Source organism: Acinetobacter lwoffii (genome assembly GCF_019048525.1).
Taxonomy (GTDB): Bacteria; Pseudomonadota; Gammaproteobacteria; order Pseudomonadales; family Moraxellaceae; genus Acinetobacter; species Acinetobacter lwoffii_K.
This window is the reverse complement of the sequence record NZ_CP077369.1, coordinates 808,797-823,763: the sequence shown is the minus strand read 5'-3', so window position 1 is coordinate 823,763 and position 14,967 is coordinate 808,797. Positions and strand designations below refer to the sequence as shown.

9 protein-coding genes, 2 tRNA genes and 3 rRNA genes are annotated in these 14,967 nt (G+C 43.2%); 12 read left to right on the top strand and 2 right to left on the bottom strand.

Annotation, left to right across the window (positions count from 1 at the left end; translation table 11 throughout):
* The first annotated feature begins 296 nt into the window (after positions 1 to 296).
* From I6L24_RS03835 to I6L24_RS03780, 12 genes are all read left to right on the top strand, one after another.
* Positions 297 to 1,834 (top strand): 16S ribosomal RNA (locus tag I6L24_RS03835).
* A 60-nt stretch (positions 1,835 to 1,894) separates the two neighbouring features.
* Positions 1,895 to 1,971, top strand: a tRNA-Ile gene (locus I6L24_RS03830).
* Positions 1,972 to 2,019: 48 nt separating this feature from the next.
* Positions 2,020 to 2,095, top strand: a tRNA-Ala gene (locus I6L24_RS03825).
* Between the two features lie 415 nt (positions 2,096 to 2,510).
* Positions 2,511 to 5,405 (top strand): 23S ribosomal RNA (locus tag I6L24_RS03820).
* Between the two features lie 212 nt (positions 5,406 to 5,617).
* Positions 5,618 to 5,732, top strand: a 5S ribosomal RNA gene (gene rrf / locus I6L24_RS03815).
* The 16S, 23S and 5S rRNA genes sit together here with 2 tRNA genes alongside, the layout of an rRNA operon.
* A 166-nt stretch (positions 5,733 to 5,898) precedes the next feature.
* Complete coding sequence (locus tag I6L24_RS03810; RefSeq protein WP_086044258.1) at positions 5,899 to 7,146, top strand: esterase-like activity of phytase family protein; 1,248 nt, start codon at positions 5,899 to 5,901, stop codon at positions 7,144 to 7,146.
* Between the two features lie 290 nt (positions 7,147 to 7,436).
* Positions 7,437 to 8,801, top strand: a complete 1,365-nt coding sequence (locus I6L24_RS03805; RefSeq protein ID WP_086044259.1) for an MFS transporter — start codon at positions 7,437 to 7,439, stop codon at positions 8,799 to 8,801.
* Positions 8,802 to 9,159: 358 nt separating this feature from the next.
* Positions 9,160 to 10,509, top strand: coding sequence for an aromatic acid/H+ symport family MFS transporter (locus I6L24_RS03800; protein ID WP_086044260.1), 1,350 nt, complete (start codon positions 9,160 to 9,162; stop codon positions 10,507 to 10,509).
* Between the two features lie 298 nt (positions 10,510 to 10,807).
* Positions 10,808 to 11,257, top strand: coding sequence for a hypothetical protein (locus I6L24_RS03795; RefSeq protein ID WP_086044261.1), 450 nt, complete (start codon positions 10,808 to 10,810; stop codon positions 11,255 to 11,257).
* A 22-nt stretch (positions 11,258 to 11,279) separates the two neighbouring features.
* Positions 11,280 to 12,102, top strand: a protein-coding gene (locus I6L24_RS03790; protein WP_101627170.1) for an IS5 family transposase whose coding sequence is annotated in 2 segments (ribosomal slippage) — positions 11,280 to 11,660 and positions 11,662 to 12,102 — 822 coding nt in all. Because the reading frame shifts where the segments join, the coding sequence is not laid out codon by codon here.
* Entirely contained in the window at positions 12,102 to 12,770 is a 669-nt protein-coding gene (locus I6L24_RS03785; RefSeq protein WP_086044262.1) for a HEPN domain-containing protein, read from the top strand. Before I6L24_RS03790 ends, I6L24_RS03785 begins: the two co-directional genes overlap by 1 nt.
* Positions 12,771 to 12,923: 153 nt before the next feature.
* Positions 12,924 to 13,247 carry an ankyrin repeat domain-containing protein gene (locus I6L24_RS03780; RefSeq protein ID WP_086044263.1) on the top strand — a complete coding sequence of 108 codons (324 nt, stop codon included), beginning with the start codon at positions 12,924 to 12,926 and terminating at the stop codon, positions 13,245 to 13,247.
* A gap of 48 nt (positions 13,248 to 13,295) precedes the next feature.
* Here the strand turns inward: I6L24_RS03780 and I6L24_RS03775 are convergent, their stop codons facing one another.
* Together I6L24_RS03775 and I6L24_RS03770 are read right to left on the bottom strand one after the other, a co-directional pair.
* Positions 13,296 to 13,847, bottom strand: coding sequence for a type 1 glutamine amidotransferase domain-containing protein (locus I6L24_RS03775; RefSeq protein WP_005264505.1), 552 nt, complete (start codon positions 13,845 to 13,847; stop codon positions 13,296 to 13,298).
* Between the two features lie 367 nt (positions 13,848 to 14,214).
* A complete protein-coding gene (locus I6L24_RS03770) occupies positions 14,215 to 14,904 on the bottom strand; it encodes a TIGR04219 family outer membrane beta-barrel protein (RefSeq protein WP_086044264.1) in 690 nt (229 codons plus the stop codon).
* Positions 14,905 to 14,967 lie beyond the last annotated feature (63 nt).

Below are 14,967 nucleotides of genomic sequence, written 5' to 3'. Positions count from 1 at the left end.
CTTGCACGTGTAAGAAATTGCCCTATAATGAGCACATACCGACGAGATAGACGGAAACGAACGAAGCAGAATGGCGGAGTTGTTAAGTTTATCGAAGTCCAGCTTCTGGCACTGACGAGGTGTTGGAAAGATCATTAAGAGATTATGAAGAACAACTTGTGTGGATTTTTACTGGTTGATTGATCGAAATTATTTTCATTGATTGATGGTAGAAATTACTCGAAGTTTATTTGAGAAATATTTGTCAGAAAATTGATGAGCCAAGATTGGCACCCTTTAAGGTGCTACATAGTATTAAACTGAAGAGTTTGATCATGGCTCAGATTGAACGCTGGCGGCAGGCTTAACACATGCAAGTCGAGCGGGGAAGAGTAGCTTGCTACTTTACCTAGCGGCGGACGGGTGAGTAATGCTTAGGAATCTGCCTATTAGTGGGGGACAACATCTCGAAAGGGATGCTAATACCGCATACGTCCTACGGGAGAAAGCAGGGGACCTTCGGGCCTTGCGCTAATAGATGAGCCTAAGTCGGATTAGCTAGTTGGTGGGGTAAAGGCCTACCAAGGCGACGATCTGTAGCGGGTCTGAGAGGATGATCCGCCACACTGGGACTGAGACACGGCCCAGACTCCTACGGGAGGCAGCAGTGGGGAATATTGGACAATGGGGGGAACCCTGATCCAGCCATGCCGCGTGTGTGAAGAAGGCCTTTTGGTTGTAAAGCACTTTAAGCGAGGAGGAGGCTACCGAGATTAATACTCTTGGATAGTGGACGTTACTCGCAGAATAAGCACCGGCTAACTCTGTGCCAGCAGCCGCGGTAATACAGAGGGTGCAAGCGTTAATCGGATTTACTGGGCGTAAAGCGCGCGTAGGTGGCCAATTAAGTCAAATGTGAAATCCCCGAGCTTAACTTGGGAATTGCATTCGATACTGGTTGGCTAGAGTATGGGAGAGGATGGTAGAATTCCAGGTGTAGCGGTGAAATGCGTAGAGATCTGGAGGAATACCGATGGCGAAGGCAGCCATCTGGCCTAATACTGACACTGAGGTGCGAAAGCATGGGGAGCAAACAGGATTAGATACCCTGGTAGTCCATGCCGTAAACGATGTCTACTAGCCGTTGGGGCCTTTGAGGCTTTAGTGGCGCAGCTAACGCGATAAGTAGACCGCCTGGGGAGTACGGTCGCAAGACTAAAACTCAAATGAATTGACGGGGGCCCGCACAAGCGGTGGAGCATGTGGTTTAATTCGATGCAACGCGAAGAACCTTACCTGGTCTTGACATAGTAAGAACTTTCCAGAGATGGATTGGTGCCTTCGGGAACTTACATACAGGTGCTGCATGGCTGTCGTCAGCTCGTGTCGTGAGATGTTGGGTTAAGTCCCGCAACGAGCGCAACCCTTTTCCTTATTTGCCAGCGGGTTAAGCCGGGAACTTTAAGGATACTGCCAGTGACAAACTGGAGGAAGGCGGGGACGACGTCAAGTCATCATGGCCCTTACGACCAGGGCTACACACGTGCTACAATGGTCGGTACAAAGGGTTGCTACCTCGCGAGAGGATGCTAATCTCAAAAAGCCGATCGTAGTCCGGATTGGAGTCTGCAACTCGACTCCATGAAGTCGGAATCGCTAGTAATCGCGGATCAGAATGCCGCGGTGAATACGTTCCCGGGCCTTGTACACACCGCCCGTCACACCATGGGAGTTTGTTGCACCAGAAGTAGGTAGTCTAACCTTAGGGGGGACGCTTACCACGGTGTGGCAGATGACTGGGGTGAAGTCGTAACAAGGTAGCCGTAGGGGAACCTGCGGCTGGATCACCTCCTTAACGAAAGATTGACGATTGGTAAGAATCCACAACAAGTTGTTCTTCATACGATGTATCTGAGGGTCTGTAGCTCAGTTGGTTAGAGCACACGCTTGATAAGCGTGGGGTCACAAGTTCAAGTCTTGTCAGACCCACCACTACTGACGAAGTACGGAAAATCAGAGACATTGACTTATTGATAAGCTGGGGACTTAGCTTAGTTGGTAGAGCGCCTGCTTTGCACGCAGGAGGTCAGGAGTTCGACTCTCCTAGTCTCCACCATACATTCCTACGGAATGTATAAAGACAAAAGCTAATAAATAGACAATCAGTTGATTGTTAGTTTAGTCCTTAAGCGATCAAGTGTTTAGGTCCTAGAGATTAGCAAGTACAAGCGTTATGATACGCGCACTTGATAATCTCTGTGATTTATCACAGTTTCCTGACCTGACGAAGGCTGGAAAAATCATTAACAGAATATATTTGAGTTGAAATAATTTGTTCAAACTCGTTTCAAGTAGGCAACTACAAGAAATGAGTTCTAGCGAAATTAACTGAATCAAGCGTTTTGGTATATGAATCTAATTGAAGCTGTACAGTAGTTAAATCTACGAAACGCCAACTGTATGAGTAAGTCGCAAGACAAGCTCTGTTGCTTATCCTACTTGTAAGGATAAACGACTGTTTGGGGTTGTATAGTCAAGTAATTAAGTGCATGTGGTGGATGCCTTGGCAGTCAGAGGCGAAGAAAGACGTGATAGCCTGCGAAAAGCTCCGGGGAGGCGGCAAATATCCTGTGATCCGGAGATGTCTGAATGGGGAAACCCACTTACCATAAGGTAGGTATTGCAACATGAATACATAGTGTTGCAAGGCGAACGAGGGGAAGTGAAACATCTCAGTACCCTTAGGAAAAGAAATCAATTGAGATTCCCTCAGTAGCGGCGAGCGAAAGGGGAAGAGCCCATTAAGTCATATAAGTTCTAGTGGAACGCTCTGGGAAGTGCGACCGTAGACGGTGATAGTCCTGTACACGAAAGGGCTTATATGATGATGTCGAGTAGGGCGAGGCACGTGAAACCTTGTCTGAATATGGGGGGACCATCCTCCAAGGCTAAATACTCCTGACTGACCGATAGTGAACCAGTACCGTGAGGGAAAGGCGAAAAGAACCCCTGTGAGGGGAGTGAAATAGATCCTGAAACCGCATGCATACAAGCAGTGGGAGCCGGCTTAGTCCGGTGACTGCGTACCTTTTGTATAATGGGTCAGCGACTTATATTCAGTAGCAAGGTTAACCGAATAGGGGAGCCGTAGGGAAACCGAGTCTTAATAGGGCGTTTAGTTGCTGGGTATAGACCCGAAACCAGGTGATCTATCCATGAGCAGGTTGAAGGTTGGGTAACACTAACTGGAGGACCGAACCCACTGTCGTTGAAAAGCCAGGGGATGACTTGTGGATAGGGGTGAAAGGCTAATCAAACTTGGTGATAGCTGGTTCTCCCCGAAAGCTATTTAGGTAGCGCCTCGGACGAATACCATTGGGGGTAGAGCACTGTTTCGGCTAGGGGGTCATCCCGACTTACCAAACCGATGCAAACTCCGAATACCAATGAGTACTATCCGGGAGACAGACTGCGGGTGCTAACGTCCGTAGTCAAGAGGAAAACAATCCAGACCGCCAGCTAAGGCCCCAAAATTATAGTTAAGTGGGAAACGATGTGGGAAGGCATAGACAGCTAGGAGGTTGGCTTAGAAGCAGCCACCCTTTAAAGAAAGCGTAATAGCTCACTAGTCGAGTCGGCCTGCGCGGAAGATGTAACGGGGCTAAAACTATATGCCGAAGCTGCGGATGCATAATTTATTATGCGTGGTAGGGGAGCGTTCTGTAAGCCGATGAAGGTGGATTGAGAAGTCTGCTGGAGGTATCAGAAGTGCGAATGCTGACGTGAGTAACGACAATGCGAGTGAAAAACTCGCACGCTGAAAGACCAAGGGTTCCAGTCCAACGTTAATCGGGGCTGGGTGAGTCGACCCCTAAGGCGAGGCCGAGAGGCGTAGTCGATGGGAAATTGGTTAATATTCCAATACTTCTGTGTAATGCGATGAGAGGACGGAGAAGGTTAAGTCAGCCTGGCGTTGGTTGTCCAGGTGGAAGGTTGTAGGCATGTATCTTAGGCAAATCCGGGGTACTCTATGCTGAGAACTGATAGCAAGCTGTACTTGTACAGTGAAGTGGCTGATACCATGCTTCCAGGAAAAGTCTCTAAGCTTCAGTTACACAGGAATCGTACCCGAAACCGACACAGGTGGTCAGGTCGAGTAGACCAAAGCGCTTGAGAGAACTCTGCTGAAGGAACTAGGCAAAATGGTACCGTAACTTCGGGAGAAGGTACGCTGTTGTCTGTGATAGGACTTGCTCCTTGAGCGGCCGACAGCCTCAGAAACCAGGCCCCTGCAACTGTTTATTAAAAACATAGCACTCTGCAAACACGAAAGTGGACGTATAGGGTGTGATGCCTGCCCGGTGCTGGAAGGTTAATTGATGGGGTTAGCGTAAGCGAAGCTCTTGATCGAAGCCCCAGTAAACGGCGGCCGTAACTATAACGGTCCTAAGGTAGCGAAATTCCTTGTCGGGTAAGTTCCGACCTGCACGAATGGCATAATGATGGGGGCGCTGTCTCCAGCAGAGACTCAGTGAAATCGAATTCGCCGTGAAGATGCGGTGTACCCGCGGCTAGACGGAAAGACCCCGTGAACCTTTACTGCAGCTTGACATTGAACTTTGATCTTACTTGTGTAGGATAGGTGGGAGGCTTTGAAGTCGCGACGCTAGTTGCGATGGAGCCGTCCTTGAAATACCACCCTGGTAATATTGAGGTTCTAACTCTGTCCCGTTATCCGGGACGAGGACCATGTCTGGTGGGTAGTTTGACTGGGGCGGTCTCCTCCTAAAGAGTAACGGAGGAGTACGAAGGTGCGCTCAGCGTGGTCGGAAATCACGCGTAGAGTATAAAGGCAAAAGCGCGCTTAACTGCGAGACCCACAAGTCGAGCAGGTACGAAAGTAGGTCTTAGTGATCCGGTGGTTCTGTATGGAAGGGCCATCGCTCAACGGATAAAAGGTACTCTGGGGATAACAGGCTGATACCGCCCAAGAGTTCATATCGACGGCGGTGTTTGGCACCTCGATGTCGGCTCATCTCATCCTGGGGCTGAAGCAGGTCCCAAGGGTATGGCTGTTCGCCATTTAAAGAGGTACGCGAGCTGGGTTTAGAACGTCGTGAGACAGTTCGGTCCCTATCTACCGTGGGCGTTGGAAATTTGAGAGGATCTGCTCCTAGTACGAGAGGACCAGAGTGGACGAACCTCTGGTGTACCGGTTGTCACGCCAGTGGCATCGCCGGGTAGCTATGTTCGGAAGGGATAACCGCTGAAAGCATCTAAGCGGGAAGCCTACCTCAAGATAAGATTTCCCCGAGACTTTATGTCTCCTAAAGAGCCGTTGAAGACTACGACGTTGATAGGTTGGATGTGGAAGCATAGTGATATGTGAAGCTGACCAATACTAATTGCTCGTGAGGCTTGACTATACAACACCCAAACAGTTGTTGTACGAACTGCGCAAGCAGTGAGCAGAGATTGATTCATTAAAGACCAAACGGTCTTGAAATACTTGATTCAGCTAACGCTAGAACATACAATTCGACTCAGATATTATCTGTTAAACTCATTTGACCAAGCAACGGCAAGCAAAGCAGCAATGCAAAGCGAATAAGACCAAGCGCAAAGTCATACCAGTTGTGCTGGCGACCATAGCAAGAGTGAACCACCTGATCCCTTCCCGAACTCAGAAGTGAAACCTCTTAGCGCTGATGGTAGTGTGGGGTTACCCATGTGAGAGTAAGTCATCGCCAGCTCATTATTCGAAACACCCTCTGCTAACGCAGGGGGTGTTTTTTTATGTGGATAAAATAAGAATTGTTTCTATAAAACTGTCGTTAAAACTTCATTTCCTCGCAACGTTCCTGTCATGCAAAGCACATTCAATAAGGCTTTGACTTGATAAAAAAGATGAATGGACGTATGAGAAAAATCTGCTTAAGTATGCTGGCTATTTCCGTATTGGCTCTGACGGCATGTAATGATTCGGATGATAAGGTTGTTCAGCCTATAGAAAATATCAGTGAACCGACTTTAGTCTCTTTTGCCAAACTGGATGTAGAGACTTATGCAGAAGGGCCTGATTCCGGCAAAGATGTACGTGGAGCAAATGGGATTTTTCCGCCATTTTCAGGTCAGCCTGTACAAGGTTTTTCTGCTGCATTAAAAAATCCGGACGGAACCTATCTGGTGATGTCGGACAATGGCTTTGGCGCGCAGGATAATTCTTCTGATTATTTATTGCGTTTGCATCATCTTTCTAGTGATTTTAGAACCAAAACCGGTGGCACGGCAGCTGTCGAACATCTTGCTTATATTCAGCTTCGTGATCCGAATAAACTGATTCCTTTTGAGATTATTAACGAGAATACTCAAGAGCGTTTATTGACCGGTGCTGACTTTGATCCGGAATCTATGCAACGTGCACCTAATGGGGATATCTGGATAGGAGATGAATTTGGGCCTTATTTACTGCATTTTAATGCAGAGGGAATCTTGCAAAGTCCGCCGATCGCTTTAACACATCCATTAGAGACCGGAACTGAACTGAGATCTCCACAAAATCAGCTAAATAAGGGAACTACAGCGTATATCGAACCTCTCGTACAGCGAAGTGGGGGCTTCGAAGGCATGGCAATTTCACCTGATGGCCGCTATTTGTACCCTTTACTCGAAAAACCTTTATTAAATGCCACGACTCCACAATTAATCATTTCAGAGTTTGATATAGAAAATAAGATTTATACCGGAAATTTCTATTATTTTGAGCTGGATTCTAAAGCTACTGCTATTGGTGATTTTCAGCTTTTTAATGCCCAAGAAGGGGTGATCATTGAACGCGATGACAGTGAAAATAATCTGGGCGGTTATAAAAAACTAATCAAGGTTAAACTGAATCAGTCCGGTGAGTCTGTGACGCGCGAAGAACTGGTCAATTTGATGGATGTGGCCAATCCGGATTTACTTTATGGTCCGGTACGTCCGGGAGATATTGCCACCGGTCAGCGCTTTGGTTTTCCATTCCAGACCATTGAGGACATTATTATTGAAGGGCCTGATTTAATTACCGTCCTGAATGACAATAATTTTCCTGGCTCCAGTGGGCGTAATCAAAATCTGGCAGATGATAATGAAATGATTCAGATCCAATTACCTCAACCATTGTATTAATTGCATTTTATTTTCGAAATTTAAAAACTCTTCCAGAGTCTGAAGGCTCTGGAAGAGTTTTTTAAACCAAAAACCGGCTGAAATTGTTAATCATTGATTAAAAACTAGACCCATGGGTTTAGTTTTTTGCATCATGCTTAAGACTTTAGTCGCATACTGTCTCAAAAATAGCTGTGTTGAACTAAGTTGTTGCGAAAACATGGCGATAAGAATCATTAAAAATAATAAATAAGAGTTAGTGTCATGTGTCGTGCTAAAAACAACGAATAACAACTCACAGGAGGTGAGGCGTGACTATAAATACAGTAAATGTAAATGCTGTAGTGGATACTGCAAAGTTTAAACCCTTTCATTTAAAAGTCGTACTTTGGTGCGTATTTATCGTGATTTTTGACGGTTATGATTTGGCAATTAACGGTGTAGCCCTGCCACTACTAATGCAAGAATGGAATATGTCTGCAGTGCAGGCTGGCATGCTGGCCAGTACTGCTTTGGCCGGCATGATGTTTGGTGCCATGCTGTTTGGCATGCTGGCTGATAAAATTGGCCGAAAAAATGTGATTCTGATTTGTGTCACCTTATTCAGTGGTTTTACTTTTTGGGGCGGTTTCGCCTCGAACCCAACCGAATTCGGAATTTTGCGATTTATTGCAGGTCTAGGAATTGGTGGAGTATTGCCTAATCTGGTTGCTTTAACCTCTGAATATGCGCCCCAAAAAATGCGCAGTACCTTGGTGACCACCATGTTTAGTGGTTATGCGGTGGGCGGGATTATGGCAGCCTTGCTTGGGGCCTGGTTTACTCCAAGTTTTGGTTGGGAAATCATGTTCTATATCGCCGGTATTCCATTGTTAATCTTGCCGATTTTATGGTTTTATTTGCCAGAATCTTTAACTTTTCTGGTGAAAAAACAGCAAAATGAAAAAGCCCGCCATATTGTGCAACAGCTCAGTCCAGAACAGAATCTGAATGCAGATACCCAGTTTGTGCTGAATGAAGTACAAACCTCAGAAGCCTCAATTGCAGCACTCTTCAAGCAGGGCCGTAGCATGAGTACCTTGCTGTTCTGGTCGTGCTTCTTTATGTGCCTGTTGATGGTTTATGCCTTGGGCAGCTGGTTGCCGAAACTGATGATGGCAGCCGGATATTCGCTAGGCAACAGTTTGATGTTCCTGATGGCCATGAATATTGGTGCAGTCATTGGTACCATTGGTGGCGGTATTCTGGCAGACCGGTTCCATTTGAAACCGGTTATTATCGGCATGTTCCTGCTCGGTGCGGTATCACTGGTTGGCCTTGGCTTCAATTCACCACAAGCGGTTATTTACTTGCTGGTGGCGCTCGCGGGTGCTTCTGCAATTGGCAGTAGTATTTTGCTCTACAGCTTTGTGGCGCAGTATTATCCAATGTCGATTCGTTCGACCGGGATTGGCTGTGCATCGGCTGTGGGACGTGTCGGTGCGATTGTAGGCCCAATCTTTATTGGTTTCCTGCTGGGCATGGAATTACCGCACAAGTTTAACTTTATTGCGGTGGCTATTCCGGCATTGATTGGTGCAATTGCTGTTTCCATGATTGTGCGTAAAGACCTCAATGCAGAAAGAAATGCCGAAACCTTGCGTGCCGAACAGAAACTCAAGTCGATTAAAACCTGATGCAGCATGATGGCTGCGATAAAGCCACCTGCTGAATTTGCAAAAACCTCTTTATTTAAAGGGGTTTTTGCTTATCTGGTATATCAAATTAAAGCAATATTCAATTGATCAAAAAAATAAGCAATTAAAATTGCTAGAAAATTAAGCCAATTTTAAAATAAATATAAATTATTCAAAATCTTATATTATCAATAATGTGACATATCACGTAAATAAATGACATTTCTGAGTCCATAGCCGAATATCAATTAGTCTTATTGTGCCTTAAATCCCGCTTGCGTATATTGCCTGACAATTGAAGATTGTCTTCAATCTTCAACAAGATGTTATGGACAAGTACTCATGGGAGATGAGAACGATGACAACGGAAAAAATAGATGTAAATTCTGTAGTCGATAATGCGAAATTCACGCCTTTCCACTTCAATGTAGTTGCTTGGTGTTTACTCATTATCTTATTTGATGGCTACGATCTGGCAATCAATGGTGTAGTTTTACCATTATTGATGCAAGACTGGGGCTTGAGTGCAGTGCAGGCGGGCATGCTTGCAAGTACCGCACTGGCCGGCATGATGTTTGGTGCGATGATCTTTGGTTCCCTGGCGGACAAGATCGGTCGTAAGAAAGTAATCATGATCTGTATTGTATTATTCAGTGGTTTAACTTTTGCGGGTGGCTTTGCCTCAAATCCAACCGAATTCGGTATTTTACGTTTCCTTGCCGGTCTTGGTATTGGTGGTGTAATGCCAAACCTGGTGGCATTGACTTCGGAATATGCTCCACAAAAAATGCGTAGTACCCTGGTAACCACTATGTTTAGTGGTTATGCCGTTGGTGGTGTAATGGCTGCGTTATTGGGTTCATGGTTTACCCCAAGTTTTGGTTGGGAAATCATGTTCTTTATCGCGGGTATTCCATTATTTTTATTACCGGTAATCTGGAAATTCCTGCCTGAATCGCTGGCATTTATTGTGAAGCAGAACAAGCAGGCTGAAGCACGCCAAATCGTACGTCGTCTGGCGCCAAATCTGACAGTAACGGATAACACGGTACTTACTTTGCCACAGGAAAATGTGCCTGAAGCAGCGAACGTGGTCAGCTTGTTCCGTCGTGGTCGTGCGGTCAATACTTTACTGTTCTGGGTCGCATTCTTTACTTGCCTGTTAACTATGTATGCACTTAGCAGCTGGTTACCGAAGTTGATGATGGCAGCGGGCTACTCGATGGACAACAGCCTGATGTTCATGATGGTGATGAACGTGGGTGCGGTTGTAGGTATTGTAGGTGGTGGTATTCTGGCGGATCGTTTCCACCTGAAACCGGTACTGATGGTTCTGGGTATGATGGGTGCGATTGTAATGAGCTCAATGGGCTTTGCATCTAACCAGTTCTTGCTTTACATCCTGGTGTTCCTGGCGGGTGCAGCGTCAATTGGTTCACAAATGTTGCTGTATAGCTATGTGGCGCAGTTCTACCCGCTTGCAGTACGTTCAACAGGTATTGGCTGGTCTTCTGCGATTGGTCGTATGGGTGCGATTGTAGGGCCGATCCTGATTGGTGGCTTACTGGGTATGAACCTGCCTGCTTACTTCAACTTTATGGCAGTCGGTTTGCCGGTGCTGATCACTGCAATTGCGGTTGCCTTGATCATGCATGACGATGAATCTGAAAAGATTGGTTCAGTCGAGCCAGCAGTGTCTAAAGCTTAAGAATTTGAGTTTTAAAAAGAAGCCTCCGAAAGGGGGCTTTTTTATAAGAGGTATACTATTTAGAATGATATATACACTTTAAATTTAATAAATTTTATGAATAGAAGTAAAGCTAAAAGAATATTGCAAAGAATGGTTAACTCATTGTTTAAGTTGCAAGCTTTCGTAAAGATAAATAGCTTTGATGATATAAAAAAATCTTGATGATTATTTTGGACAAGAGCTGACTTTATCAAAAGAAAAAACAATTTTCATTACTACTGATACAAGAAACACTTTAAGGTCCATCACCAGTGAATTGATTGTTTATTATGATTTAGAAGATTACATCACTTTTTCTGAGATTTTCTCGAATGTTAAAAAAATATATGCTGACTATATCCTAAATAAAAAATCTCCAGAAAATATGATAGATGATGTCTATGAGTTATCAAAGAAAGAAATAAGAGTATTTAATAATATTAACTGCTGTGAAGGTATAAAGCTTAACGGCATAGAACAATTAAACTGTGGAGAATATAAAATAATTTCTTCTGATTTTTCAACATTTCTTAAAGCCTATGGAAAAGAAGAAGCTGATTTTTATGAGATGATGAAAGATTATCTATGGATTTGTGGAAGTGAAAAAGGAAGTAAGAAGCAGGTAGAACATAAATTTGATTACAAAGCTAATCTAATTACTAGTTTTTTGAGTATCTGTTTGCAAACTATAAATAAAAAATCAATATTAGACCTCTTGCGAAAGTAAAAACCACCTCAATATAAATTTCATGAGATATCAGAAATTAAATCGTTTTTCAGATTCTGAATTCAAACGCTTGGTTGGCGTACCTCGACATGTTTTTACTGAAATGGTAGAGGTTTTAGAAAAAGCAGAATCACTCAAAAAGAAATCAGGTCGTCCTCATACTTTAGATATAGAGGATCAGTTGTTATTAACTCTCAATTACTTACGGAACTACAGCACTCAACTGGAATTAGCGGCAAATTACCATATCGCTGAAAGTAATGTGAATCGAACCATTAAAAAGGTTGAAGATGCATTGATGAAATCAAGACGTTTTACTCTGCCAAAACGAAGCATTACCACGGCAGACGAACACTTTAACTGGGTAATTATTGATGCGACAGAATGTTCAATAGAACGTCCGAAAAAAAAATCAGAGTAAATTCTACAGTGGTAAAAAGAAGAAATATACGCTAAAAGTACAAGTGATCTATCATCCGAACAGCAAACAAATCATAGGGCTAGATATATCGAATGGCAGTCAGCATGACATTAAATTGGCAAGAAAAACGGTTAAGAAATTCAAACATTGTGAATATGTTATGACTGATCTAGGGTACTACGGATTAGAGCAAGATGGCTTTAAATTATTGATGCCAATAAAGAAAAAGAAGAATTTACCCTTATTTGATGTTGAGAAAAAGTACAATAAAATGATTGAAAAAATACGAGTTGTGATCGAACACATTAATAGTCAATTGAAAACATTTAGAATATTAAGTGAACGCTATCGAAATAGACGGAAAAGATTCGGCTTACGCATTAACTTAATTGCTGCACTCGTAAACCGGATAAACTTGCAATAATGACTTTCGCAAGAGATCTATTAAATTATAGGATTCAAGCTTTAAATTCTTCTTCTAGCCATAAATCTCGTAACCTTCGTTTACAGTGGGCAAACGAAAGTCAATATGGAAGTTTTTCTTATTCATTTCCTAAATTTTCCAATGCTGAAATTGATTTAGAAATATTAAAACACTTTAAAACCAATTTATTCTTTGATGAGTTTTTTACTATTTTAGAAAAAGAATTAAAAACCGAAGTAGAAGATGCGATTATTAAATCTGTATATTGGTTTTGTGAAGCTACAAAAGATAATAATGATACTATGAAATTTATTAAATTATGGTCATGTATTGAGTGCTTCTTCTCTATTACACAAGATGAAATATCTGAATCAAATGCAAAAGGTCTTGCCTGTATATTGGTATATGGTGGTTATCGAATCCATGATATTGAAAATTATAGAGAGGTAAAATCTAAAATTAAAAAAATGTATAAGAAAAGATCTAAAGCTTTACATAGAGCATATTGGTCTGACATAGAAGCTAACGATGTAGTGGAGTTAGCAGATTGGACTGCTTGGTTGATTATCAGTATTTTAGGTTTAGCAGTTGTAGGTAACTATACAAGACTGTCCCAAATTAAAGAACAGACCGTCAGATTAGATAATATTCATAATGAAATACAATAGAAATTAACTTTTTGACATTAGACCTCTTGCGAAAGTATTATTTTAGACTTTGATATTTATTTAAAAATCAACGCTTATCACTGATTAAATTTTGACTAACGCAAGAGGTCTATTGTAAAATATTTATTAATAAATAATAAATTTGATCTCATTATGAAACTCAATTCAATCTCCCCAATCCCTGAAGATGATGAAGAATTTCATCTTCCTGAACTGGTGTACTGGGCATCTTTAGGCGATGTTGAACAGGTCGAACAGGGTTTACAGGAAGGTCTGGACGTCAATTCTGCCGATGAAGAAGGCTATAGCGCCTTACAGGCTGCTGCTGAAAATGATCATCTGGAAGTGGTCAAACTCTTGGTCAGCAAAGGCGCAGATATTGCGCATCGTAGTCCAAATACTGCTTTAGAACTGGCAGAAATGGCCGGCAATAAAGACGTTGTGGCTTATCTGAAAAGTCTGGCCGGTGGTGTCTGAATATAAAAAAGAACCTCAATGCTGAGGTTCTTTTTTTATGGTATGAGCTTAGGCAGCATCGCCTTCAAGTTCTTTTAAAATCGCTTCATTGAAAGCCGGTAAATCGTCCGGATTGCGTGAAGTAATCAGTACCCAGTCACCGGTATTGCAGCGATGGACTTCTTCATCGACCCATTTCCCGCCGGCATTTTCCAGATCCAGCTTGATGCTCTTATAGGAAGTCAGATTCTTGTCTTTGATACGCTGTGCATCAATCAAAGTCCATGGCCCATGACAGATCGCGGCAATCGGTTTGTGATTGTCGGCAAAATGCTGAATGATTTTTTGCGCATCCTGATTGATTCTCAAGGTATCCGCGTTGACTGTACCGCCGGGAATCACCAAAAGATCATAATCATTCAGATCGACGTGTTCAAGACTGGTATCCGGCGTATATTGGGTGGCAGCTTTGGTATCACCTTTGACCGTCGCGACATCTTCATTTTTTTCGGCAGCATGAATCACTTCAAACCCTTTGGACTTTAGAAAATTTAAAGGCTCAGTGAGTTCATCATGTTCAATGCCTTGATTAGATGTAATAAAGAGGACCTTTTTTACCATGATTGCTGTTCCCAAAAAAATGTGAGGATTTTTAGCTTAACAACAAGGCGATTCTTACAATGTTGGAGTTTTAGCTCGGAACTGTTAAGCAATGATAAATAAAATAATAGGCAGAAAAAAAAGCCCCGACATCCTGTCGGGGCTTTTTCGTATCTCGTGATTTAGGTATAACTCCTGTCGTACCTCACGTCCTGGTGTTGCGATGTTCTTATTGTTTTTAGGTCTTCGGAGCATCCTGCTCTCTATGTTTATAAAGTAATACACATCCCGGTGGCGCACTAGCAGCAGATTGCGGTTATTGCTGTACGCTTTGGCTTACATCAGCGCAGAGAAATTGAGCTGTGCAAGCTTAACCAGTTGTATTGCATTAAAAATGCACATCTAGACCGATATAAGGGCCTTTAAATTCCAGCTGTAAGTCTGGACGTTGATCTTGTTCAAAATCTACCTGCATGAGGCGATAACCGATTTTGGCACCGACATCGACCAGCAGATTATCAATGAAATCATATTGCAGTTCGGCTTGTACATCGGTCTTTCGGGTATCACTGCCGTGACTGTAAACCGCTTCTGCTTGGGCACTCAGTCCGGTAAAGGGCAATTTAACCCCGGCTGTTGCATAGAGCAGTGGACTATATTCATCCAGATCGTATTGAGTGAAAACGCCGGCAGTCAGGTTTTTTACCGTACCATCCAGATTGGTTAAACCTGCGCCTATATCCGCATGCACAATGGTATCTAGCAATTCATAATACAGAATATAGTCAATATTGTTCAGCTCAATTTCTGAGGCATTGATAAGAGAACTCTGTTCGCTATTGCTGTCCAGATTGACGTATTTAATCTTGGCATTTGGCAACAATGGCACTGGATGTTCTACAGCGAGAGATAGTTGTGCTGTACCTTGTCGATCCAGCTCATGCTTGAAATTGTTATCCTGACTATAGCCGTCAAAATCCCAGTAACTGAGATCCGCTTTCACGCCGATCACATCTGCATGACTGAGCGTACTGAGTCCAAAACCACATAATAAGGTGGTGAGTATTTTTGCGCGCATGGCTCTATTCCCTAAAGCTTTATTAAAATTGGAGGTGTCTGGTTACTTAAAAACATCTTCTTA